The 22,699-nt window shown below is 74.2% G+C and carries 21 protein-coding genes; 20 read left to right on the plus strand and 1 reads right to left on the minus strand.

Features of this window, described 5'->3' with window-relative positions; translation table 11 throughout:
• The first annotated feature begins 108 nt into the window (after positions 1 to 108).
• The 7 genes from JT721_RS06295 (at position 109) to hemB (ending at position 7,717) form a co-directional block, all read left to right on the plus strand.
• Positions 109 to 1,737, plus strand: a complete 1,629-nt coding sequence (locus JT721_RS06295; RefSeq protein ID WP_205472107.1) for a class I adenylate-forming enzyme family protein — start codon at positions 109 to 111, stop codon at positions 1,735 to 1,737.
• Positions 1,734 to 1,994 carry a glutaredoxin family protein gene (locus JT721_RS06300; RefSeq protein WP_205472108.1) on the plus strand — a complete coding sequence of 87 codons (261 nt, stop codon included), beginning with the start codon at positions 1,734 to 1,736 and terminating at the stop codon, positions 1,992 to 1,994. The genes JT721_RS06295 and JT721_RS06300 overlap by 4 nt, the downstream gene beginning before the upstream one ends.
• Positions 1,995 to 2,130: 136 nt before the next feature.
• The gene (locus tag JT721_RS06305) at positions 2,131 to 2,796 is read left to right on the plus strand and encodes a redox-sensing transcriptional repressor Rex (RefSeq protein ID WP_205472109.1); all 666 of its coding nucleotides are present in this window, start codon (positions 2,131 to 2,133) and stop codon (positions 2,794 to 2,796) included.
• Positions 2,793 to 4,076, plus strand: a complete 1,284-nt coding sequence (locus JT721_RS06310) for a glutamyl-tRNA reductase (RefSeq protein ID WP_205472110.1) — start codon at positions 2,793 to 2,795, stop codon at positions 4,074 to 4,076. The genes JT721_RS06305 and JT721_RS06310 overlap by 4 nt, the downstream gene beginning before the upstream one ends.
• Positions 4,073 to 5,050 (plus strand): hydroxymethylbilane synthase, encoded by a 978-nt coding sequence (hemC, locus tag JT721_RS06315; protein ID WP_307827916.1) that lies wholly within the window; start codon positions 4,073 to 4,075, stop codon positions 5,048 to 5,050. Before JT721_RS06310 ends, hemC begins: the two co-directional genes overlap by 4 nt.
• Positions 5,047 to 6,711: a uroporphyrinogen-III synthase gene (locus JT721_RS06320; RefSeq protein ID WP_205472111.1), complete on the plus strand. Its 1,665-nt coding sequence runs from the start codon at positions 5,047 to 5,049 to the stop codon at positions 6,709 to 6,711. Before hemC ends, JT721_RS06320 begins: the two co-directional genes overlap by 4 nt.
• Positions 6,712 to 6,721: 10 nt before the next feature.
• Positions 6,722 to 7,717, plus strand: a complete 996-nt coding sequence (gene hemB / locus JT721_RS06325) for a porphobilinogen synthase (RefSeq protein ID WP_307827917.1) — start codon at positions 6,722 to 6,724, stop codon at positions 7,715 to 7,717.
• Positions 7,718 to 7,908: 191 nt separating this feature from the next.
• Here the strand turns inward: hemB and JT721_RS06330 are convergent, their stop codons facing one another.
• Entirely contained in the window at positions 7,909 to 9,123 is a 1,215-nt protein-coding gene (locus tag JT721_RS06330) for a lytic transglycosylase domain-containing protein (RefSeq protein ID WP_205472112.1), read from the minus strand.
• 378 nt (positions 9,124 to 9,501) lie between these two features.
• Between JT721_RS06330 and JT721_RS06335 the strand changes: the two genes are divergently transcribed.
• The 13 genes from JT721_RS06335 to ccsB all read left to right on the plus strand — a co-directional run bounded on the left by JT721_RS06335 (position 9,502) and on the right by ccsB (position 22,591).
• On the plus strand, positions 9,502 to 10,662 hold the full coding sequence (locus tag JT721_RS06335) for an inositol-3-phosphate synthase (RefSeq protein ID WP_240340261.1): 1,161 nt from the start codon (positions 9,502 to 9,504) through the stop codon (positions 10,660 to 10,662).
• Complete coding sequence (locus JT721_RS06340) at positions 10,659 to 11,519, plus strand: SCO3242 family prenyltransferase (RefSeq protein WP_205472113.1); 861 nt, start codon at positions 10,659 to 10,661, stop codon at positions 11,517 to 11,519. Before JT721_RS06335 ends, JT721_RS06340 begins: the two co-directional genes overlap by 4 nt.
• On the plus strand, positions 11,516 to 12,400 hold the full coding sequence (locus JT721_RS06345; protein ID WP_307827918.1) for a sugar phosphate isomerase/epimerase family protein: 885 nt from the start codon (positions 11,516 to 11,518) through the stop codon (positions 12,398 to 12,400). The genes JT721_RS06340 and JT721_RS06345 overlap by 4 nt, the downstream gene beginning before the upstream one ends.
• On the plus strand, positions 12,397 to 13,044 hold the full coding sequence (locus tag JT721_RS06350; protein ID WP_205472114.1) for an EboA domain-containing protein: 648 nt from the start codon (positions 12,397 to 12,399) through the stop codon (positions 13,042 to 13,044). Before JT721_RS06345 ends, JT721_RS06350 begins: the two co-directional genes overlap by 4 nt.
• 2 nt (positions 13,045 to 13,046) lie before the next feature.
• A complete protein-coding gene (locus JT721_RS06355; RefSeq protein WP_205472115.1) occupies positions 13,047 to 13,910 on the plus strand; it encodes a TatD family hydrolase in 864 nt (287 codons plus the stop codon).
• 2 nt (positions 13,911 to 13,912) lie between these two features.
• Positions 13,913 to 15,088, plus strand: coding sequence for a metabolite traffic protein EboE (gene eboE, locus JT721_RS06360; RefSeq protein WP_205472116.1), 1,176 nt, complete (start codon positions 13,913 to 13,915; stop codon positions 15,086 to 15,088).
• A gap of 43 nt (positions 15,089 to 15,131) precedes the next feature.
• The gene (locus tag JT721_RS06365; protein WP_205472117.1) at positions 15,132 to 16,517 is read left to right on the plus strand and encodes an alkaline phosphatase family protein; all 1,386 of its coding nucleotides are present in this window, start codon (positions 15,132 to 15,134) and stop codon (positions 16,515 to 16,517) included.
• Between the two features lie 149 nt (positions 16,518 to 16,666).
• Entirely contained in the window at positions 16,667 to 18,001 is a 1,335-nt protein-coding gene (hemL, locus tag JT721_RS06370; RefSeq protein WP_205472118.1) for a glutamate-1-semialdehyde 2,1-aminomutase, read from the plus strand.
• The gene (locus JT721_RS06375) at positions 17,998 to 18,681 is read left to right on the plus strand and encodes a histidine phosphatase family protein (RefSeq protein ID WP_205472119.1); all 684 of its coding nucleotides are present in this window, start codon (positions 17,998 to 18,000) and stop codon (positions 18,679 to 18,681) included. Before hemL ends, JT721_RS06375 begins: the two co-directional genes overlap by 4 nt.
• Positions 18,682 to 18,683: 2 nt before the next feature.
• Positions 18,684 to 19,292: a TlpA disulfide reductase family protein gene (locus JT721_RS06380; protein ID WP_205472120.1), complete on the plus strand. Its 609-nt coding sequence runs from the start codon at positions 18,684 to 18,686 to the stop codon at positions 19,290 to 19,292.
• Positions 19,285 to 20,037 (plus strand): cytochrome c biogenesis CcdA family protein, encoded by a 753-nt coding sequence (locus tag JT721_RS06385; RefSeq protein ID WP_205472121.1) that lies wholly within the window; start codon positions 19,285 to 19,287, stop codon positions 20,035 to 20,037. Before JT721_RS06380 ends, JT721_RS06385 begins: the two co-directional genes overlap by 8 nt.
• Positions 20,034 to 21,611 (plus strand): cytochrome c biogenesis protein ResB, encoded by a 1,578-nt coding sequence (locus tag JT721_RS06390; RefSeq protein ID WP_307827919.1) that lies wholly within the window; start codon positions 20,034 to 20,036, stop codon positions 21,609 to 21,611. The genes JT721_RS06385 and JT721_RS06390 overlap by 4 nt, the downstream gene beginning before the upstream one ends.
• Positions 21,608 to 22,591, plus strand: a complete 984-nt coding sequence (ccsB, locus tag JT721_RS06395; protein WP_205472122.1) for a c-type cytochrome biogenesis protein CcsB — start codon at positions 21,608 to 21,610, stop codon at positions 22,589 to 22,591. Before JT721_RS06390 ends, ccsB begins: the two co-directional genes overlap by 4 nt.
• Positions 22,592 to 22,699 lie beyond the last annotated feature (108 nt).

A 22,699-nucleotide genomic window follows, 5' to 3' on the forward strand; every position in this document is an offset into this window, starting at 1 on the left:
CGTGGCCCGCGGAGCGGTGGTTCGTCGTGCCTTGTAACGCCGGCTCGGCGCGGTGGGAGGGGCCACTTTCCACCCGCGGGGGTGAGACCGGTGTGGAATCATCGCGCCATGGCGCCTCCTCCCGTCGGGCCGAGCCCGGTCCGCGACGTCGCGGACCTGCTGGCGGCGGCCGCGGTGGAGAGCCCCGACAAGCTGGCGCTGGTCGAGTCGGGGGGCCGGTCGATGACCTGGTCGCGGCTCGACGACGAGGTGGGCCGACTGGCCACCGGGCTGGGCGCGGCCGGCGTCGTCGCCGGGCACCGGGTGATGATCGTGGCCGGCAACCGGATCGAGTTCGTGACGACGTACCTCGGCGTGCTCCGCGCCCAGGCGGTCGCGGTGCCGGTGAACCCGCTGGCCGCCGCCGGCGAGGTCGCCCGGATGATCGTCGACTCCGGCAGCCGGGTCGTCGTCGCCGACGCCGACACGGCCGGCACCGTCCGCGAGGCCGTGCGGCTGCTCGAGGAGGCCATGGCCGTCGAGCGGCCGGCCGGCTCGATCGAGGCCGACCTGCTGGCCCGGGTCACCCCGCCGCGGGTGGTCGTGGTCGGCGGGACGCTGCTGCCCGGCGAGCGCTCCTACGACCACCTCCGCGCCGACCGGGCCCGCCCGGTGCCGCCGCTGCAGGACCCCGACAAGCTCGCTGCGCTCCTCTACACCAGCGGTACGTCGGGCCGCCCGCGCGCCGCGATGCTCAGCCACCGCGCCCTGCTCGCCAACATCGAGCAGGTCGCCGCCGTCGAGCCGCCGATGATCCACGGCGACGACGTGGTGCTCGGCGTGCTGCCCCTCTTCCACGTGTACGGGCTCAACGCCGTGCTCGGCGGGGTGCTGCGTCACCGGGCCAAGCTCGTGCTCGCCGACCGGTTCGACCCCCAGGGCACCCTGGACCTGATCGAGGACGAGGCGTGCAGCGTGGTGCCCGTCGCCCCGCCGGTCTTCGCCTACTGGCGCGGGCTGGAGGGCCTCGCCGAGCGGCTCGGCCCGGTGCGGATGATGCTCTCGGGCTCGGCGCCGCTCTCGCCCGAGCTCGTCACCGAGTTCACCGAGGTCACCGGCGTGCCGGTGCACCAGGGCTACGGCCTCACCGAGGCCGCGCCAGTCGTCACCAGCACGCTGTGCAGCCGCACCGCCAAGCCCGGCTCGGTGGGGGCGGCGCTGCCGGGCATCGAGGTGCGCCTCGTCGACGAGGGCGGCCGGCCGCCCGAGGGCGAGGACCCCGGCGAGATCCAGGTGCGGGGCGCCAACGTCTTCGGCGGCTACTGGCCCGACGGCGACGGCGGCCCGGACGCCGACGGCTGGTGGTCGACCGGCGACGTGGGGTTCCTCGACGACGACGGCGACCTGTTCCTCGTCGACCGGCTCAAGGAGCTGGTGATCGTCTCGGGCTTCAACGTCTACCCCGTCGAGGTCGAGGACGTGATCCGCGAGGTCGCGGGCGTCGCGGAGGCGGCGGTGATCGGGGTGGCCGACGAGTCGACGGGGGAGGCGGTGGTGGCCTACGTCCGCCCCCTCGACGGCGCCGCGGCCGGGCTGGCCGACGCCGTCCGCGCCCACTGCGCCGCGCGGCTGGCGGGTTTCAAGCGGCCGAGTCGGGTCGAGGTCGTCGACGAGCTGCCCCACACCGTCACCGGCAAGGTGCAGAAGGGCCGCCTCCGCGCCGTCGAGCGGCGCCGCGCCGTGGGGCTGCTGGAGTGAGCGGCTCGGCCCGGGTCACCCTCTACTCCCGCCCCGGCTGCCACCTCTGCGACGACGCCCGGGCGGTGGTCGAGCGCGTCTGCGCCGAGCTCGGCGAGGCCTACGACGAGGTGTCGATCGCGGGCGACCCCGAGCTCGAGCGGCGCTTCGGCGAGGAGATCCCGGTCACGTTCGTCGACGGCCGCCAGCACGACTTCTGGCGGGTCGACGAGCAGCGGCTCCGCGGGGCGCTCGCCGTACCACCCGGGGGTCGGTGAGGCCAGCCTCCGGGACGTGTGCTAGTTCGCACTCCGTCCATTTTGTTCTCTCGTTCACAAACTCCTACAGTGAGCAGCGCCGAGGGGCGCGCCGCGGGACTCCCGCCCGGGCCCGCGGCTAGCAGGGAGAGAGCAAGTGACCACGCGCAGCTCGGCCGAAGCCGCCCGGGACATCCCCGAGGCGACCGTGGCGCGGCTGCCCGTCTACCTGCGGGCCCTCACGACCCTGGCCGAGGCCGGTACCTCGACCTGCTCGAGCGAGGACCTCGCCAGCGCGGCGGGCGTCAACAGCGCCAAGCTCCGCAAGGACCTGTCCTACCTCGGGTCCTACGGCACTCGCGGCGTCGGCTACGACGTCGACTACCTGCGCTACCAGATCGCCCGCGAGATCGGGGTGACCCAGGACTGGCCGGTCGTCATCGTCGGCATCGGCAACCTCGGGCACGCGCTCGCGAACTTCTCCGGCTTCCGCAGCCGCGGCTTCCGGGTCGTGGCGCTGCTCGACGCCGACGCCACCCGCACCGGCGAGGAGGTCGCCGGCGTCCGGGTGCGGCCCTTCGACGACCTCGAGGACATCGTCGGCGAGCACGGCGTGGCCATCGGCGTCATCGCCACGCCCGCCGTCGCGGCCCAGGACGTCGCCGACCGGATGGTCGGCTGCGGGATCAGCAGCATCCTCAACTTCGCCCCGACCGTGCTGTCGGTGCCCGCCGGGGTCGACGTCCGCAAGGTCGACCTCTCCATCGAGCTGCAGATCCTCGCCTACCACGAGCAGCGCAAGGCCCAGGGGGAGACGGCATGAGCGTGCTGGTCGTCGGCATCTCCCACGCCTCGGCCCCGGTCGCCCTGCTCGAGCAGGTCGCGCCCGGGCCCGGCGGCACCGCCAAGCTCGTCCACGAGGCCGCCCACAGCGAGCACGTCGGCGAGGCCACGGTCATCTCCACCTGCAACCGGCTCGAGGTCTACGCCGAGGTCGAGCGCTTCCACGGGTCGGTCGAGGAGCTCTCGCGGCTGCTGCTGCAGGGCGCCGACGGCTCGACGGAGGAGCTGCTCGGCCACCTCTACGTCCACTACGACGACGGCGCGGTCTCCCACCTGTTCCAGGTGGCCGCCGGGCTGGACTCGATGGCGCTCGGCGAGGGTCAGATCCTCGGCCAGACCCGCGAGGCGCTCCGGCTCGGCCAGGAGCTCGGCACCGTCGGTCCCGCGCTCAACGTGCTGTTCCAGCAGGCGCTGCGGGTCGGCAAGCGCGCCCGGGCCGAGACCGGCATCGACAGCGTGGCGCCCACGCTCGTGACCGCCGCGCTCGACCAGGTCGCCCCCGGCGACCTCGGCGGGCAGCGGGTCGTCGTGCTCGGCGCCGGCGCGATGGCGGGGCTCGCCGTGGCCACCGCCGCGCGCCGCGGCGCCACCGGCGTCGTGGTCGTCAACCGCACCGTGGAGCGCGCCACCGCCCTGGCCGGCGCCCACGACGGCGTCGCCGTACCGCTGTCCCACCTGACCACGGCCGTCGCCGACGCCGACCTGGTGATCGCCTGCGCCGGTGCCACCGGGCTGCTGCTGACCCGGTCGATGGTCGAGACGGCGCGCACCGACGACCGGCCGCTGGCGGTCGTCGACCTGGCGCTGCCCCACGACGTCGAGCCGTCGGTCGGGGAGCTGCCGGGCGTCACCCTCCTCGGGCTGGCCGAGCTCTCCGAGGCGCTGCACGACTCGCCCGCCGCCCAGGAGGTCGGGGAGGTGCGCCGGATCGTCGCCGAGGAGACCGCGGCGTTCGTCTCGGCCCGGCGCCAGGCCAGCGTCACCCCCACGGTGGTCGCGCTCCGCTCGATGGCGACCTCGGTGGTCGACGCCGAGATGGCACGGCTGGTCGGCCGGCTGCCCGAGCTCGACGACACCGCCCGCGCCGAGATCCTCCACACCGTCCGCCGGGTCGCCGACAAGCTGCTCCACGAGCCGACCGTGCGGGTCAAGGAGCTGGCCAACGAGACCGGCGCGGTGTCCTACGCCGCCGCGCTGGCCGAGCTGTTCGCGCTCGACCCCGAGGCCGTCGAGGCCGTGACCCGTCCGGAGGGGCTGTGACGAGCGACCCGATCCGGATCGGCACCCGCGCCTCGGTGCTGGCCACCACCCAGTCCGGCCTGGTGGCCGACCTGGTCTCCGAGCGGCTCGGCCTCGAGGTGGTGCTGGTGGAGATCTCCACCGAGGGCGACCGCACCCAGGCCTCGGGCACCCCGCTGGCCGCGGCCGGCGGCACCGGGGTCTTCGTCAGCGCGCTGCGCGACGCGCTGCTGCGCGGCGAGGTCGACGTCGCCGTCCACTCGCTCAAGGACCTGCCCACCACCCCCGACCCCGGGATCGCGCTGGCGGCCACGCCGACCCGCGAGGACCCCCGCGACGTGGTCGTGGCCCGCGACGGGCTGACCCTCGGCGAGCTGCCGGTCGGCAGCCGCGTCGGCACCGGCTCACCCCGTCGGGTGGCCCAGCTGCAGGCGCTCGGCCTCGGTTTGGACGTGGTCGGCATCCGTGGCAACGTCGACACCCGGATCGGCAAGGTCCGGTCCGGTGACTACGACGCCGTCGTGCTGGCCCGCGCCGGCCTGGCCCGGATCGGCCGGCTGGACGAGGTGACGGAGGTGCTCGACCCCTTGCAGGTGCTCCCGGCCCCCGGTCAGGGTGCGCTCGCGGTGGAGTGTCGTGCCGACGACGACCTCGCCGCCGCCCTCGCCGTGCTCGACCACCCCGCCACCCGCGCGGCCGTGACCGCCGAGCGGACCGTGCTCGCCACCCTCGAGGGCGGCTGCTCGGCACCGATCGGCGCCCTGGCAGAGGTGGTCGAGGGCGAGGACGGCGAGGAGCTGTGGGTCCGCGCCGTGGCGCTGTCGCCCGACGGAGCCCTCTCGGTGCGGATGTCGGCCTCCGGACCCCTCGACGACGCCGCCGGGCTCGGCAGCCGGCTGGCGAAGGAGATGCTCGCCGACGGAGCCGGCGAGCTCGACCCGTCCGACACCAATCCAGGTGCCGGCCCCGATGAAGACAAGGTGCACAGAGCATGACCCGAGGCAAGACCACCTCCGCCGCCCCTGCGACCCGGGGCTGGGTGTCGTTCGTCGGCGCCGGTCCCGGTGACCCGGACCTGCTCACCGTGCGCGCGGTCGACCTGCTGCGGCGGGCCGACGTCGTCGTCACCGAGGCGCCGGAGCACACCCCGCTGGTCCGCACGCTGCTCGGCCTGCCCGAGCCGGTCGAGGGCGAGGACGGCGAGACCACCACGGTCGAGGCCGGCCCCGAGCTCGTCGACGGCGGGTTCGGCGAGGACGGCCAGCCGCTCACCCACGCCGCCCGCGCCAAGGTCGTGGTCAAGCACGCCAAGCGCGGCCTGCGCGTGGTCCGGCTGATGACCGGCGACCCGTTCCTCTACGCCTCCGGGCCCGAGGAGGCCCAGGCCGTCGCCAAGGCGGGCCTCGGCTTCGAGGTCGTCCCCGGCGTCTCGTCGGTGTCGTCGGTGCCGGCCTACGCCGGCGTCCCGCTGACCACCAAGGACCACCGCGAGATCACCGTGGTCACCTGCGACGGCAGCGTCGACTGGAGCCGGTTCGGCGACGACCGCACGCTGGTGCTGCTCTCCGGAGTCGGCCAGATCGGCGAGATCGCCCCCGCGCTGGTAGCGGCCGGCCGCAGCCCGCAGACCCCGGTCTCGATGACCCGGGTCGGCACCACCACCGGCCAGGAGACCGTCACCTCCACGCTCGAGCACGTCGCCGCCGACGCCCGCGCGGCGCGGATGGCGCCGCCCGCCGTGACGGTCGTCGGCAAGGTGGTCGACCTGCGCGAGACGCTGTCGTGGTTCGAGACCAAGCCGCTCTTCGGCTGGCGGGTGCTGGTGCCGCGCACCAAGGACCAGGCCGGCCCGCTCGTGCAGCGGCTGCGCGGCTACGGCTCGGTGCCCGAGGAGGTGCCGACCATCTCGGTGGAGCCCCCGCGCAACCCTCAGCAGATGGACAAGGCCGTCCGCGGCCTGGTCGAGGGCCGCTACGAGTGGATCGCGTTCACCTCCGTCAACGCCGTCAAGGCCGTGCGCGAGAAGTTCGAGGAGTACGGCCTCGACGCGCGCGCCTTCTCCGGGCTGAAGATCGCCGCGGTCGGCGACAAGACCGCCGAGGCGATCGCCGCCTGGGGCCTGCGCGCCGACCTGGTGCCCACCGAGGAGCAGTCGGCCGCCGGCCTGCTCGAGGTGTGGCCGGAGTACGACGAGGTGCTCGACCCCATCAACCGGGTCTTCCTCCCCCGTGCCGACATCGCCACCGAGAACCTCGTCGCCGGCCTGATCGACCTGGGCTGGGAGTGCGACGACGTGACGGCCTACCGCACGGTGCGCGCCACCCCGCCGCCGGCGCCGGTGCGCGACGCGATCAAGTCCGGCAAGTTCGACGCGGTCGTGTTCACGTCGTCCTCGACCGTACGGAACCTGGTCGGCATCGCCGGCAAGCCGCACCCCTCGACCGTGATCGCGGTGATCGGGCCGGCCACGGCCAAGACCGCCGAGGAGCACGGCCTGCGGGTCGACGTGCTGGCCCCCAAGCCGGACGTCGAGGTGCTCGCTGACGCGCTCGCCGACTTCGGCGCGACCCGCCGCCCGGGCCTGGTCGAGGCCGGCCAGCCGGTGACCCGCCCGTCGGAGCGCAAGCCGTCGGCGCGCCGCCGCAAGGCCGAGTGAGGTCGGCCGCGTGACCGAGCAGCCCGACGTGGCCGGACCGGTGGTCCGGCCCCGTCGGCTGCGCACCACGCCGTCGCTGCGCCGACTGGTCGCCGAGACCTCGCTGGAGGCCCGACAGCTGGTGCTCCCGGTGTTCGTCCGCGAGGGGCTCACCGAGCCGCGGCCGATCGGCTCGATGCCCGGCGTCGTGCAGCACACCCGCGACTCGCTGGTGCGGGCGGCCGCCGAGGCCGCCGAGCTCGGCCTGGGCGGCGTGATGCTCTTCGGCATCCCGGAGCACAAGGACGCCACCGGCTCCGGGGCGATCGACCCCGCCGGCATCCTCAACCTCGCGATCACCGACGTGGTCGCCGAGGTGGGCGACGCGCTCACGGTGATGAGCGACCTGTGCCTCGACGAGTTCACCGACCACGGCCACTGCGGCGTGCTCACGCCCGACGGCCGCGTCGACAACGACCGCACGCTCGCGGCGTACGCCGAGATGGCGCTCGCCCACGCCCACGCCGGCATCGACATGGTCGGCCCGAGCGGGATGATGGACGGCCAGGTCGCCGTGGTCCGCTCCGCCCTCGACGGCGCCGGCCACACCGACGTCTCGGTGCTGGCCTACTCCGCCAAGTACGCCTCGGCGTTCTTCGGCCCGTTCCGCGAGGCGGTCGACTCCTCGCTGCAGGGCGACCGGCGCACCTACCAGCAGGACCCCGCCAACGGCCGCGAGGGCGTCCGCGAGGCGCTGCTCGACGTCGAGGAGGGCGCCGACCTGGTGATGGTCAAGCCCGCGCTCGCCTACCTCGACGTCGTCCGCCGGGTGCGCGACGCCGTGCCGGTGCCGGTGGCGGCGTACAACATCTCCGGCGAGTACGCCATGCTCGAGGCCGCCGCCGCCCACGGCTGGATCGACCGCGAGGCCGCGATCCTCGAGACCCTCACCTCGATCCGCCGCGCCGGCGCCGACGTGGTGCTCACCTACTGGGCCGCCGAGGCCGCCCGGCTGCTCGCCCGCTGACCCTCGCCGTCCCAGCGCCCCTCCTGATCGCGGGCAGCGGGCTGCGGTAGTCCCTGACGAAATGGTCGTCCTGAGCGCCCCGGAGGGGGCCATTTCGTCAGGGACTATCCGCGCGACCGCTCCCGACCCCCGGACGTACGACGGCCCGCCCGGGGGATCCCCGGACGGGCCGCTCGCTCAGGCCTGGTCGATCAGGTCGTGTAGTTCTTGACGCACTGCTGGAACTTCTGCGGCTGCAGGAGCTCGTTGAGGCCGTCGAGCGTGCACTGCAGGATGGCCTGGGTCAGCGTGAGGACGTCGTCGACCGGCTTGATGGAGGTCGAGGGGAGCGGCGGGAGGCTCACCGAGGGCAGGGGGAGGGTGGGGCGTCCGCCGCCGTTCCCGCCGTCGTCGCCACCGTCGCCGCCGTCGCCGCCGGAGTCACCACCGTTGCTGCCGCCGTCGTCACCGCCGGAGCCGCTGCCGGGCTGCGTGGGCGAGGACGGGTCGACCGTGCCGGTGCCACCGTTGTTGCCCTTGCCGCCGTTGTTCTTGATCGTGGACTCGCCACCGCCGCCGGAGCCGCTGCCGCCGCCCGTCGGCTCCGACTCGGGCACCAGGTAGCCGGCCGCCGCGGTCGAGGTCGGGATCGAGGTGAAGTCGCCGGACGAGTAGGCGTCCATGATCGACAGCACCAGCGAGACGTAGCTGTTGGAGTGGTTGTAGCGGTAGACCGCGGTGCGCTGGCCGGGCGTGGTCGACAGGTCGTCGTCGCCGGAGCACAGGTAGACCGCGGTGCCGAGCGCCGCGTCGTCGATGTCCTGCGGGTTGCGCTGGCCGTCGCCGTCGGCGTCGACCCCGACGACCGACCAGGTCGAGGGGATGAACTGCATCGGGCCGACCGCCCGGTCGTAGGTCGTGTCGTTGTCGTACTGGCCGGCGTCGGTGTCGGTGATGACGGCGGTGTTGTTGGAGCCGTCGAGCGCGATGCCGTAGATGCCGGGCGTGGCCACGCCTTCGGAGTCGAGGGTGTTGGAGTTCGCGCGACCGTGGTTGGACTCCACGCGGCCGATCGCCGCGACCAGCTGCCAGGAGACGTTGCACGTCTTGTCGGCGGCGTTGATCACCGTCTCGGCCCGCTGGTACGCCGCGAGGGCGGCCGACGGGATGCCCGAGGTCGAGGACGTGGAGACGATCTGCGTGACGTCGGCGCCGCCCAGCCCCTCCTCGCCGGTGGAGACGCTGGCGGGCGCCTCGATCGCCTGCGACGGCACCGAGGTGCCGTCGGGGAGAGTGGGCTTGGGGGTCTCGGTGGCCACCGCAGCACCGCCGACGCCGGCGAGGTTTGCGGTCCACGCGGCGGACAGCAGGGCGAGCGGCACGAGTGCCGTGGCCTTCTGCAGGCGGCCGAAGCGCTGAGTGGTCATGACGTTGCTGGTCTCCATCGAGGCTGGTGCGCACCCTCCGTACGCACGCGCTGACGTCCTAACGAATCGTGTCACACCGAGGTTACGGCAGTCACCCGATCACGAGGGTTCCGGCAGCGCCCGGGGTGGGGGCCGCCACCGGTGTGACGATCCTGCCCCACTCCTGTGACGCGGGAAACGACGATGAGGATCCGCGGTCCCGGCCGGCAAGGGTCAGGAGACCTCGATCGAGGGCGACTTTCGCAGGACGGGTGCACGACTTCCGCAATGCGGTTGCGAAAGCGGCCGGACCACCGTTGAAACGGAGGGGTGAGGTGACCTAGGTTACGCGGGGGCGGCAATTCGCCGGCCGACCATTCCGCACCATCGGAGATCGAATTGTCTCGTCTCGGCATCTGGTTCATCGGCGCGCGCGGATCGCTCGCGACCACCGCGACGGTCGGGCTGGGCGCCCTCGCCGCCCGGCTGGTCGACACCACGGGCTGCGTGACCGAGCACCCCGACCTCGACGCGACCGGCCTCGCGGCGTACGACGCGATCGTCGTCGGCGGTCACGACGTCGCCGACACCCCGCTGGTCAAGCGCGCCGAGCAGTTGGTCGCCGGTGACGTGGTGCCCGCGGCGCTGCTGGCGCCGCTGGCCGAGGAGCTCGAGCGCGTGGAGCGGCGGCTCCGGCCGGGCCTGGCGCCGAACGCCGACGGGCCGGTCGACCAGCGGGCCGACGCCGAGCGGCTGGTGCGCGACCTGCGCGAGTTCGCCGCCGACGTCGACCGGGTGGTCGTCGTCGACGTCTCCAGCACCGAGCCGCCCCACGACGCCGGCGCCGATGCAGAGTCGGTCGCTGCCCTGGAGGCGGCCTGGGACGCCGGTCGCGCGCCGCTCGCCCCGAGCTCGGTCTACGCCTACGCCGCGCTCGCCGCGGGCTGCGGCTACGTCGGCTTCACCCCCAGCCCGGGCGTCGACGTCCCCGCGCTGCGCGAGCTGGCCGAGCGCGAGGGGCTGCCCTACGCCGGGTGCGACGGCAAGACCGGTGAGACGCTGGTGAAGTCGGCCCTCGCCCCGATGTTCCACACCCGCGCGCTGGCGGTCCGCTCCTGGACCTCGATCAACCTGCTCGGCGGCGGCGACGGCGCGACGCTGGCCGACCCGGCCGCGGCGAGCAGCAAGACCCGGGCCAAGCGCAGCGGCCTGGACGCGATGCTGGGCCACCCGGTGGAGGGGCCGATGCACATCGACTACGTCGAGGACCTCGGCGACTGGAAGACCGCCTGGGACCAGATCCGGTTCGACGGCTTCCTCGGCACCCGGATGACGCTGCAGTTCACCTGGCAGGGCTGCGACTCCACGCTCGCGGCGCCGCTGGTGCTCGACCTGGCCCGGCTCGTCGGCCGGGCGCTCGAGGTGGGCGAGAGCGGTGCGCTCACCGAGCTCGCGTTCTTCTTCAAGTCGCCGCTCGACACCGAGGAGCACCGGTTGGCCCAGCAGTGGCAGGCGCTCACCGCGTGGTCGGCGCGGTGCGCCGACCGGGTCCGGCCGTGAGGGCCCACGACCTCGCCGAGCTGGTCCGCCTCCCGGCGGCGCTGACGGTCCCGGGCGACGCCTGGGCCGGGGCCGCGCGGACGCCGTCCGCCCGGGGCTGGGCGATGCCCGCGGCGTCGGTGCTCCTCTACTGGGCCGGCATGGCCCTCAACGACTGGGCCGACCGCGCCGTCGACCGCGACGAGCGCCCCGAGCGGCCGATCCCCTCGGGCCGGGTGCCCGCCCCGGCGGCCCTCGCCGTCGCCACCGGGCTGGGCGTCGCGGGCGTGGGGCTCTCGGCCGCGGTCGGCGGCCGCCCGGCGCTGCGGGTGTCGGTGCCGCTCGCCGTCCTCGTCGCCGCCTACGACACCGTCGCCAAGGACGGCCCGACCGGCGCCCTGGTGATGGGCTCGACCCGGGGGCTCGACGTGCTTCTCGGCGCGACCGCCTCGCCGCGCGACGCGCTCGCCCCCGCCGCCGCGATCGCCACCCACACCGTCGGCGTGACCGCGCTCAGCCGGGGCGAGGTGCACGGCGGGAGCCGCGAGGTCGCCCGCGGTGCGGTCGCCACGACCTGCACGGTGGCCGCCCTCGGGGCCGTCGCCGCCTGGCGCGACCGGAGCGCCCCGCGCCCGGCCCGCCTGGCCGCGGTCGGCCTCCACGCGGCGTACGCCGGCGTGGTCGCCCGCGCGCAGGCCCGCGCTGCGGTCTCGCCCGACGCCGCGACCGTGCGCCGCGCGACCGGCGTCGGCATCGGCGGGCTCCCGCTGCTCCAGGCCGCCTGGCTGGCCCGCCGAGGCCGGCTGCTCGCCGCGGCCGGCGTCGCCGCCGCCGGCCCGGCGCTCGGCCGGGCCACCCGGAGGGTGAGCGCCACGTGAGCGGGCTGCGCCTCGGCTACGGCCTCAACGGCTTCGCCGGCCACCGGTTGGCCGACGCCTGCGCGGTGGTCGCCGGGCTCGGCTACGAGGGCGTCGCCCTGACCCTGGACCAGCCCCACCTCGACCCGTTCGCCGACGACGCCGCCGCGCAGGTCGACCGCGCCCGCACCGCGCTCGAGCGGCACGGGCTCGCGGTCGTGATCGAGACCGGCTCGCGGTACGTGCTCGACCCCTGGCGCAAGCACGAGCCCACCCTGGTCAGCGACGACGGCCGTGAGCGCCGGGTGGAGCTGCTGCGCCGCGCGGTGCGCATCGGTCACGAGCTCGGTGCCGAGGCGGTGTCGTGCTGGTCGGGCACGCTGCCCGCCGAGGCCTCGTCGGACGACGGCTGGAGCCGGGTGGTCGACGGCCTCGGCCCGGTGCTCGACCTCGCCGCCGAGCTCGGCGTCACGCTCTGCTTCGAGCCCGAGCCAGGCATGTTCGTCGCGACCGTCGACGACGCGCTCGAGCTGCGCCGGCGGCTCGGCGAGCCGGAGCACCTCCGGCTGACCCTCGACCTCGGCCACCTCGTCTGCAACGAGCCTCGCCCGGCCGCCGACTCGGTGCGGGTCGCCGGGCCGCTGATCGGCAACGTGCAGGTCGACGACATGGTGCGCGACGTCCACGAGCACCTCGAGCTCGGCACCGGCGAGCTCGACCTCGACGCCGTCCTCGGCGCGCTGGTCGACACCGGCTACGACGGCCTGGCCAGCGTCGAGCTGCCCCGCCACTCCCACGCCGCCCCCGCGGTGGCCCGGTCGAGCCTGGCCGCGCTGCGCGCGTCGCTCGACCGGTTGGCCGCACGGCCGTCCATCCCGTCCGCCACCGGAGGCAGCCGATGACCACCCTGCTCCCACTGGTCGATCCGGCGGAGCTGCGCCGTCACCTGTCCGCAGAGGGCGCCGCCGCCCTCGACTCGATGGTCGCCGAGGTGACCGCGGAGCCCGCCCGGATCGGGCGGCTCTTCGCCGGCGCGGCCCGTCGCACCGGTCGCGGCCCGCTGGCGGGTCACGACGTGCTGGCCCAGGACGCCGTCCGCGTCGAGCTGCTCGCGGCCGCGGCTGCCGCGCTCGACGGCGACCGCCTGCGCGCCGAGCTGGTCGAGCTCTACCGGTTCGGCGACAGCGACGAGAAGCGGGCCGTGCTGCTCGGGCTGAACCGGCTCGACCCGTCGGCCGGGCTCGACGGCAGCGACCTCCTGCTCGACGCGCTGCGCACCAACGACACCCGCCTGGTCGCCGCCGCCATGGGCGACCACGCCCGGCACCTGCCCGACGACGCGTGGCGTCACGGCGTGCTGAAGTGCCTGTTCACGGGGGTGCCGGTCGCCGAGGTCGCCGGCCTCGAGGAGCGGGCGGACGCCGAGCTGGCCGCGATGGCCGAGCGCTTCGCCACCGAACGACGGGCCGCCGGTCGCGAGGTGCCCGCAGACGTGGCGACCGTGGTCGCCGCCCACGACCGCACCACGGAGCCCAGGAAGGCCTGACCATGCGCATCTTCGACCCCCACATCCACATGAGCTCGCGCACGACCGACGACTACGAGGCGATGCACGCCGCGGGGGTGCGTGCGCTGGTGGAGCCGGCGTTCTGGCTGGGCCAGCCGCGCACCAACGTCGGCTCGTTCCTCGACTACTTCGACTCGCTGGTCGGCTGGGAGCGGTTCCGCGCCGCCCAGTTCGGGATCGCCCACCACTGCACGATCGCGCTGAACCCCAAGGAGGCCAACGACCCCCGCTGCGCCGAGGTCATCGACCTGCTGCCGCGCTACCTCGACAAGGACGGCGTAGTGGCGGTCGGCGAGGTCGGCTTCGACTCGATGACCGAGGCCGAGGAGAAGGCGTTCGCCCGCCAGCTCGAGCTCGCCGTGGAGTTCGCGCTGCCCGCGATGGTGCACACCCCCCACCGCGACAAGGAGGCCGGCACCCGCCGCACCCTCGAGCTGGTCGAGGCCTCCGGCCTGGCGCCGGGGATGGTCGTCGTCGACCACCTCAACGAGGTCACCGTCGGCCAGGTCGACGACGCCGGCTGCTGGATGGGCTTCTCGATCTACCCCGACACCAAGATGGACGAGCACCGGATGGTGCGCATCCTCCAGGAGCGCGGCCTCGACCGGGTGCTGGTCAACTCCGCCGCCGACTGGGGCCGCAGCGACCCCCTCAAGACCGCCAAGACCGGGCAGGCGATGCTCGAGGCCGGCTTCAGCGACGACGACGTCGACCGGGTGCTGTGGCGCAACCCGGTGGAGTTCTTCGGGCAGTCCGGCCGGCTGGTGCTCGAGGACGTCGCCGGCTCGGCCGACCCCGGGGCCACGTTCGAGGGCAACTCCATCCTGCGCGGCGGCCGGGACTAGTCGTGCGGCTGCGCCACCCCGACGGCACCGTCGTCCACCTCGGCTACGGCACCAACGTGCTCCCCGCCGAGGACGTCGCCGGCCTCGTCGCCCAGGCGACCCGGTTCGGCGACCGGCTGAGGAAGCGCCTGGGCGAGGACCGGGTCGGGCTCGGGCTGTGGCTGCCGGCCGAGGCCGCGCACCGGCTCGACGACGACCCCGCGGCGGTGGCCGAGATCCGCGCTCGGCTGCACGACCACGGCGTCGAGATCGTCACCCTCAACGCCTTCCCCTACGCCCACTTCCAGTCCGGCCCGGTGAAGAAGGAGGTCTACCTCCCCACCTGGGCCGAGCGGGCCCGGCTCGACTACACCCTGGCCGCGGCCCGGGTGCTCGCCGGCCTCCTGCCCGACGACGCCCGGCGCGGCAGCATCTCCTCCCTCCCGCTGGCCTGGCACCACCCCTGGCCGGAGGAGCAGCAGCGCGCCGCCGAGGCCCTCCTGGCCGAGCTGGCCGCCGGGCTGGAGAAGGTCGAGGCCGAGACCGGACGGCGCGTCGTGGTCGGGATCGAGCCGGAGCCGGGCTGCGTGATCGAGACCGTCGCCGAGGCCGTCGACCGGCTGGGGGCCGTCGACCGGGAGCGGATCGGCGTCTGCCTCGACCTGTGCCACCTCGCGGTCGGGTTCGAGGACGCCGCCGGCGCGCTGCAGCGCCTCGACGCCGCCGGGCTCGCCGTGGTCAAGGCCCAGCCGGCCGCGGCCCTCGTGGTCGACGACCCCGCCGACCCCCGCACCCGCGCCGCGCTGGCGGGCTACTCCGAGGACCGGTTCCTCCACCAGGTGCGCCGGACCGGTGACCGGGCGGGCGAGCCGCTGCTCGCCCGCGACGACCTGCCCGACGCCCTCGACGGCGCGGCCCCGCTCGCCCCCGGGTCGCCGTGGCGGGTGCACTTCCACGTGCCCGTCCACGCCGACCCGCGACCGCCGTTGCGCAACAGCCGCGCCGACCTGCGCGCCTCGCTCGAGGCCCTGCTCGGGGGGCCGCGCGCCCGGGTGGAGCACCTCGAGGTCGAGACCTACACCTGGTCGGTGCTGCCCGGCGGCGTCCCGGCCGACGACGACGCGCTCGCCGAGGGTCTCGCCGCCGAGCTGGCCTGGGTGCGCGACGCCCTCACCGACCTCGGGCTGACGCCCGTCTGACCTCCGTCCAAGTACCCCTGCACAGAACCCGGGAGAGAGCCCCATGACCAGTCCCCAGACCGGCACCGCACCCAAGCTGCTGGTGGTCGACGTGGTCGGCCTGACCCCCGACCTGCTGCGCCACATGCCGCGGCTGCGCCGCCTCGCCGACGCCGGATCCCAGGCGGTGCTCGAGACCGTGCTGCCCGCGGTGACCTGCTCGGTGCAGTCGACGATCCTCACCGGGCTGCCGCCGGCCGAGCACGGGATCGTCGGCAACGGCTGGTACTTCCGCGACCTCGGCGAGGTCTTCCTCTGGCGCCAGCACAACAAGCTGGTGCAGGGCGAGAAGGTCTGGGAGACGATCCGCCGCGAGCGGCCCGACTACAAGGTGGCCAACGTCTGCTGGTGGTACGCCATGGGCGCGACCACCGACTGGACCGTCACCCCGCGGCCGATCTACTACGCCGACGGCAAGAAGGCCCCCGACTGCTACACCCGCCCGCCAGCGCTCCACGACGAGCTGGTGGGGGAGCTGGGCGAGTTCCCGCTGTTCCAGTACTGGGGACCGACCGCGTCGATCCGCTCCAGCGAGTGGATCGTCGAGGCCACCCGACGGTTGCTCCCGCGGGCCGACCTGACGCTGGCCTACGTGCCCCACCTCGACTACGACCTCCAGCGCTTCGGCCCCGACGCCCCGGAGGCGGCGCGGGCGGCGCGCGAGGTCGACGCCGCGCTCGCGCCGCTGCTCGACGACGCCGAGCGGCTCGGCGCGACCGTCGTGGTGCTCTCGGAGTACGGCATCACCGCCGCCGACACCCCGGTCGACGTCAACCGGGCGCTGCGCAGGGAGGGGCTGCTCGAGGTCCACACCCAGGACGGCATGGAGTACCTCGACCCGTGGACCTCCCGCGCGTTCGCGGTCTCCGACCACCAGGTCGCCCACGTCTACGTCGACGACCCGGCCGACCTCGACGCGGTGCGCAAGATCTGCGCCGACCTGCCGGGGGTGGCCGAGGTGCTCGACCGGGCCGGCCAGGCGACGTACGGGCTCGACCACGACCGGGCCGGCGACCTGGTGCTGGTCGCCGACCCCACCGCCTGGTTCACCTACTACTACTGGGACGACGACGAACGCGCGCCCGACTTCGCGCGCGGCGTGGAGATCCACCGCAAGCCGGGCTACGACCCCGCCGAGCTGTTCTTCGACCCCCAGGACCCCGCGGTCAAGGTGAAGGCGGCGCTGACCCTGGCCCGCAAGAAGGCGGGGCTGCGCTACGCGATGAAGGTGGTCCCGCTCGACCCGGCGCCGGTGCGCGGCACCCACGGCCGGCTGCCCGCCCGCGACGAGGACGCGCCGGTGCTGCTGTGCAACCGACCCGGTGCGGTGGGCGAGCGGATCGCCGCGACCGCGGTCCGCGACCTGCTGGTCGAGCTCTCCGCCGGCTGACCCCAGGCCGCCGAGTCGTCGTTACTCGTGCCGAGTAACGACGAGTCGGCGCGGGGACCGGCCGCGCCGGGGGTGGGCCAGGCCACTCGGGGCCGGGGCGTGGCCGACCTGCGCGCGGGCCGGTCAGGCGCCTCGGTGACAATGGCAGGGTGCCCGACGTCGTGCCGACCTCCGCGCCCCGCTCCGAGGAGCTGTTCGCGCGCGCCCGGGCGGTGACGCCCGGCGGCGTGAACTCGCCGGTGCGGGCATTCAACGCCGTCGGCGGCACCCCCCGGTTCATCCGGTCGGCCAGTGGCGCCTGGCTCACCGACGTCGACGGGCGCGAGTACGTCGACCTGATCTGCTCCTGGGGCCCGATGCTGCTCGGCCACGCCCACCCCGAGGTGCTGGCGGAGGTCGAGGCGGCGGTGCGCCGCGGCACGTCGTACGGCACGCCCACCGAGCCGGAGGTCGAGCTCGCGGAGGAGATCGTGGCCCGGACGTCGGTGGAGCGGGTGCGCTTCGTCTCCTCCGGCACCGAGGCGACCATGTCGGCGATCCGGCTGGCCCGCGGCGCCACCGGTCGCGACGTCGTGGTGAAGTTCGCCGGCTGCTACCACGGCCACGTCGACTCGCTGCTCGCCTCGGCCGGCTCCGGGCTGGCGACGTTCTCGGTGCCGGGCACCCCGGGCGTGCCGGAGTCGTCGACCGCGCTCACCCTGGTGCTGCCCTACAACGACCGGGGCGCGGTCGAGGCGGCCTTCGCCGACCACGGCGACCGGATCGCCTGCGTGATCACCGAGGCCGCCCCCGGCAACATGGGCGTGGTGCCGCCCGAGCCCGGCTTCAACGGGTTCCTGGCCGAGACCTGCCGCCGCCACGGGGCGCTGTTCATCAGCGACGAGGTGATGACCGGCTTCCGGGTCACCCGCACCGGCCAGTGGGGTCTCGACGGTGCGGTCGAGGGCTGGCGACCCGACCTGGTCACGTTCGGCAAGGTGATGGGCGGCGGCTTCCCGGCGGCGGCGTTCGGTGGCCGGGCCGACCTGATGGCGCAGCTCTCGCCGGAGGGGCCCGTCTACCAGGCCGGCACGCTGTCGGGGAACCCGGTCGCGACCACGGCCGGCCTCACCACGCTGCGGCTCGCGACCGACGAGGTCTACGCCCACCTCGGCTCGGTCGCCGACACCCTCAAGACCGCCGCCTCCGACGCGCTGTCGGTCGCCGGGGTGCCCCACGTCGTGCAGGCCACCGGGACGATGTTCTCGATCTTCCTGCTCGACGGCGGGCCGGTGCGCGACTTCGACGACGCCTCGCGCACCGACTCGGCGGCGTACGCCGCGTTCTTCCACGCGATGCTCGACGCCGGCGTCCACCTGCCCCCGTCGGCGTACGAGGCGTGGTTCGTCTCCGCCGCCCATGACGACCGCGCCGTGCAGACCGTGCTCGACGCGCTGCCCGGGGCGGCCCGGGCCGCCGCTGCCGCCCAGGAGGGCCCCGCATGAGCCAGACCCCCGACACGATCGTCCACCTGCTGCGCCACGGCGAGGTGCACAACCCGCAGGGCGTCCTCTACGGGCGCCGCGACGGTTTCCACCTCTCCGACCTCGGCACCCGGATGGCCCAGCGGGTCGCGGACGCGGTCGGCGACCGCGACATCGTGCACCTGCGCTCCTCGCCGCTGGAGCGGGCCCAGGAGACGGCCGCGCCGCTGGCGGCCGCGCGCGGGCTCGAGGTCGTGCTCGACGAGCGGGTGCTGGAGTCGACCAACGTCTTCGAGGGCATCAGCTTCGGTGAGGGCGCCCGCACCCTGCTCAAGCGCCCGCGGCTGTGGCGCCACCTGTGGAACCCGCTCGGCCCGTCGTGGGGCGAGCCCTACAAGCAGATCGTGGCCAGGATGATGTCGGCGGTCCACGACGCCCGCGTCGCGGCGCAGGGCCACGAGGCGGTGGTGGTGTCTCACCAGCTGCCGATCTGGACCACGCGCCTCCACGTCGAGAAGCGCTCGTTCATCCACGACCCCCGCAAGCGCCAGTGCACGCTGTGCTCGCTGACGTCGTTCCACTTCGTGGGCGACCAGATCGCGCAGGTGTCCTACAGCGAGCCCGCCGGCGACCTGATTCCGGTGCAGGACCGGAAGGCGCCGTTCTCGGCCGGCGGCGCTCCCGACGAGGAGAGACCCTGACCATGCGCTCGCGACTGCTCGTGCTCCTGCTGGTCCTGGTCGGTCTGGCGGGGGCCGGCTGCAGCGACCTCGGCGGCACCGACGGCAAGGGCTACGACGAGGGCACGGGACGGATCTTCCAGATCCCCGAGGACGAGCGCGGCGACCCGGTCGAGGCGGTCGGCACCACCGTGGGTGGCGAGCCGATCGACATCGCCGACTACCGCGGCAAGGTGGTCGTGGTGAACGTCTGGGGCGCCTGGTGCGTGGAGTGCCGCAAGGAGATGCCACTGCTCACCGACTGGGCGAGCGAGAACGAGGGCGACGACGTCGCGCTGGTCGGCGTCAACGTCCGCGACAACGGCGTGGAGACCGCGGCCTCCTTCGAGCGCACCCAGGGCATGGAGTTCCCGTCGTTCTTCGACCCCGGCAGCACGGTGCTGCTGGAGTTCAGCGACAAGATCAACCCGCGCACCATCCCCGCGACCGCGCTGCTCGACCGGCAGGGCCGCCTCGGCGCGCTGATCTTCGGCGCGATCCCCGGCCGGGCCACGCTGGGCGACCTGGTCGAGGACCTGCTGGCCGAGGACGTGCCCACCGAGGGGCAGACCGGGCAGCCCGCCGATGGGTGAGTGGTTCGGCGAGAACGTCGCCTCCGGCTCGCTGGTGCTGGCCGTCCCGCTCGCGCTGGTGGCCGGCCTGGTGTCGTTCTTCTCGCCCTGCGTGATCCCGCTGCTGCCCGGCTACCTCTCCTACGCCACCGGCCTCTCCGGCGCCGACGTCGCCTCGGGCGAGGCCAAGCGCGGCCGGATGCTCGCCGGGGCGCTGCTCTTCGTGGCCGGCTTCTCGGCGGTCTTCGTGACCCTGGGCGTCGCCAGCTCGAGCGTCGTGCGCTGGCTCGACGTCAACCGCACCACCTTCAACGTCGTGCTCGGCGTCCTCGCGATCGTGCTCGGCCTGGCCTTCATGGGGCTGGTGCCGCTGCTCCAGCGCGACGTGCGCATCCACAAGGTGCCCGCGGTGGGGCTGGCCGCCGCGCCGCTGCTCGGCTTCCTGTTCGGGCTCGGCTGGACGCCGTGCGTCGGCCCCACGCTCGGCGTGATCCTCGGGCTGGCGTTCAACGAGAGCTCGCTGCGCGCGGGCATCCTGCTGGCGGCGTACTCCGCGGGGCTGGGGGTGCCGTTCGTCGTCGCCGCCCTGGCCTGGCGCCGGGCGATGACCGCGGTGGCGTTCGTGCGCCGCCACCAGCGCGCGGTGTCGGTCTTCGGTGGCGTGATGCTGATCGTGGTCGGCCTGCTGCTGCTCACCGGCTGGTGGGACCAGGCGGTCGCCTGGATGCAGGTGCAGCTCGCCGACTACTGGACGGTCGGCCTGTGACCCAGACCCCGGACGCGCGCACCGAGCGCACCGACCGGCGTGCCGGCGAGCTCACCCCTCGCGAGCTGCTGCGCTGGGCGTGGCGCCAGCTGACCTCGATGCGCACCGCGCTGATCCTGCTGCTCCTGCTCGCCCTGGCCGCGGTGCCGGGGTCGGTCATCCCCCAGGAGAACCTCGACTCGCTCGAGACCAGCCGCTGGCGCGAGGCGCACCCCACCCTCGCCCCGATCTACGACCGCCTCGGCCTGTTCGACGTCTACGGCTCGGTGTGGTTCGCGGCCGTCTACATCCTGCTGATGGTCTCGCTGATCGGTTGCATCCTGCCGCGCACCTGGGTCTACCTGCGGGCGATCCGAGCCGAGCCGCCCCGCGCCCCGCGCAACCTCGAGCGGCTGCCCGACCACGCGTCGTACGACACCGACCTGGGGGGCGAGGCCGTGCTCACCCGCGCCCGCGCGGTGCTGCGCGAGCGCGGCTACCGGGTGCGGGCCGCGGCCGACGGCGACGACGCGGTGAGCGCCGAGCGCGGCTACCTGCGCGAGGTGGGCAACCTGCTGTTCCACCTGTCGGTGGTGGTGGTGCTGGTGGGCTTCGCCATGGGTGGGCTCTTCGGCTACAAGGGCGGGATGATCGTGGTGGTCGGCACCCCGGTCGCCAACACCCCGAACTCCTACGACGACCTGGTGCCCGGCACGCTGTTCCAGGCCGAGGACATGGACCCGTTCGTCTTCACCGTCGACGACTTCGACGTCGAGTGGATCGAGGACGGCCCGGGCATCGGCACCTCGCGCGGCTTCGCCTCCCACCTCACCTACCGGGAGCGCGACGGCGAGGAGAAGGAGTACCGGCTGCGCGTCAACCACCCGCTCAAGGTGGGGTCGACCGAGCTGTTCCTCATCGGGCACGGCTACGCGCCGGTGATCACCGTGCGCGACGGCGAGGGCAACATCGCCTACTCCGGTCCCACGATCTTCCTGCCGCAGGGCCCCGACCTGCTGTCGTTCGGCGTGGTCAAGGCTCCGGACGCCCGGCCCGAGCAGATCGGCCTCGACGGGTTGTTCTTCCCGACGTTCGTGATGACGCCCGACGGCGACCTCACCAACGTGCCCGGCCGGCCCCGCAACCCGCTGCTGTCGATGTCGGTCTACCGCGGTGACCTCGACATGGACGCCGCCGACTCCACGTCGCAGTCGGTCTACGTGCTCGACACCTCCAAGGCCACCAAGGTCGAGGGCGAGGACGGCAAGGACCTGCGGCTGGACCTCTCGCCGGGCGAGACCGCCGAGCTCCCCGACGGCCTGGGCAGCGTGACGTTCGAGCGGGTCGTCGACTGGAACCGGATCCAGATCAGCCAGACGCCGGGCAAGCGGATCGCGCTCGCCGGGGTGGTCTTGGCGCTGGTCGGGCTGCTGGGCTCGCTGTTCATCCGGCCCCGCCGGGTCTGGGTGCGGGCCGTCGCGGGGGGTGGGGGCACACTGGTGACGGTGGCCGCCCTCGACCGCACCGGCGGCGGCGACGTGACGACCGTGATCGAGGAGCTCGTCGAGGCCCTCGCCGAGGAGGAGAAGACGTGAGCGACGCCGACTGGAGCGCGCTGAGCAACACCGCGATCGCGGTGGCCGGAGGGCTGTACTTCCTGGCCCTGGTCGCCCACCTGGTCGAGTGGTCGGCGCTCGCCGGCCGCCGGCAGCACGAGACGGCCACCACCGAGGCCGCCGAGGGTGGCGGCGTCGCGGTCGCCACCGGCCCTGCGGACGACCTCGGGTCCGGCAGCGACCGGGAGGAGCGGGTGGCGCGGTTCGCCCGGATCGGCCTGGCCGTGACCGTCCTGGCCCTGGTCGCCCACCTCGTGGCGCTGGTCGCTCGCGGGCTGGCCGCCGACCCCAACCGGGTGCCGTGGGGCAACATGTACGAGTTCACGATGGCCGGCACGTTCGTCGTGGCGGCCGGCTACGTCGGGCTCTACCGCCGGTTCCGGCTGGCCTGGATGGCGCCCCTGGTCGTGGGCCTGGTCGTCACCCTGCTGATGGTGGCGGTGATCTGGCTCTACAACCCGGTCGGCCCGCTCAGCGACTCGCTGAACTCGCCGTGGCTGGTGATCCACGTGGTCTCCGCGGTGCTCGCGACCGGTGCGTTCACCCTCGGCGGGATCCTCTCGGCGACGTACCTCGTCAAGATGCGCCGCCCCGTGGGGCCGATCATGTCGCGGGTCCCGGAGCTGGCGGCGCTCGACCGCACGGCGTACCGCATCCACGCCTTCGCCTTCCCGGTGTGGACCTTCGCGGTGCTCATCACCGGTCCGATCTGGGCCCACCAGGCGTGGTCGTCGTACTGGAACTGGGACCCCAAGGAGGTGTGGGCGTTCATCACCTGGGTCGTCTACGCCGCCTACCTCCACGCCCGCTCCACCGCCGGTTGGAAGGGCCGCAACGCCGCGCTGCTGGCGCTGGTCGGCATGGCGACGCTGTGGTTCAACTTCATCGGCATCAACTACTTCTCGACCACGAGCCAGCACTCCTACGCCGACGCGGCGGCCGTGGTCGAGCGGCCGTAGCGGCGCCGCAGCACTCCTGTCACTCCCGCGAATGCCCCGTCCGGGCCATGGTCACCACGACGGGCGCTGCCTAGTCTCCGAGGGTTGTACCCCACTACCCGAGGAGCT

This window comes from Nocardioides sp. SYSU D00038 (assembly GCF_016924665.1).
Taxonomy (GTDB): domain Bacteria; phylum Actinomycetota; class Actinomycetes; order Propionibacteriales; family Nocardioidaceae; genus Nocardioides.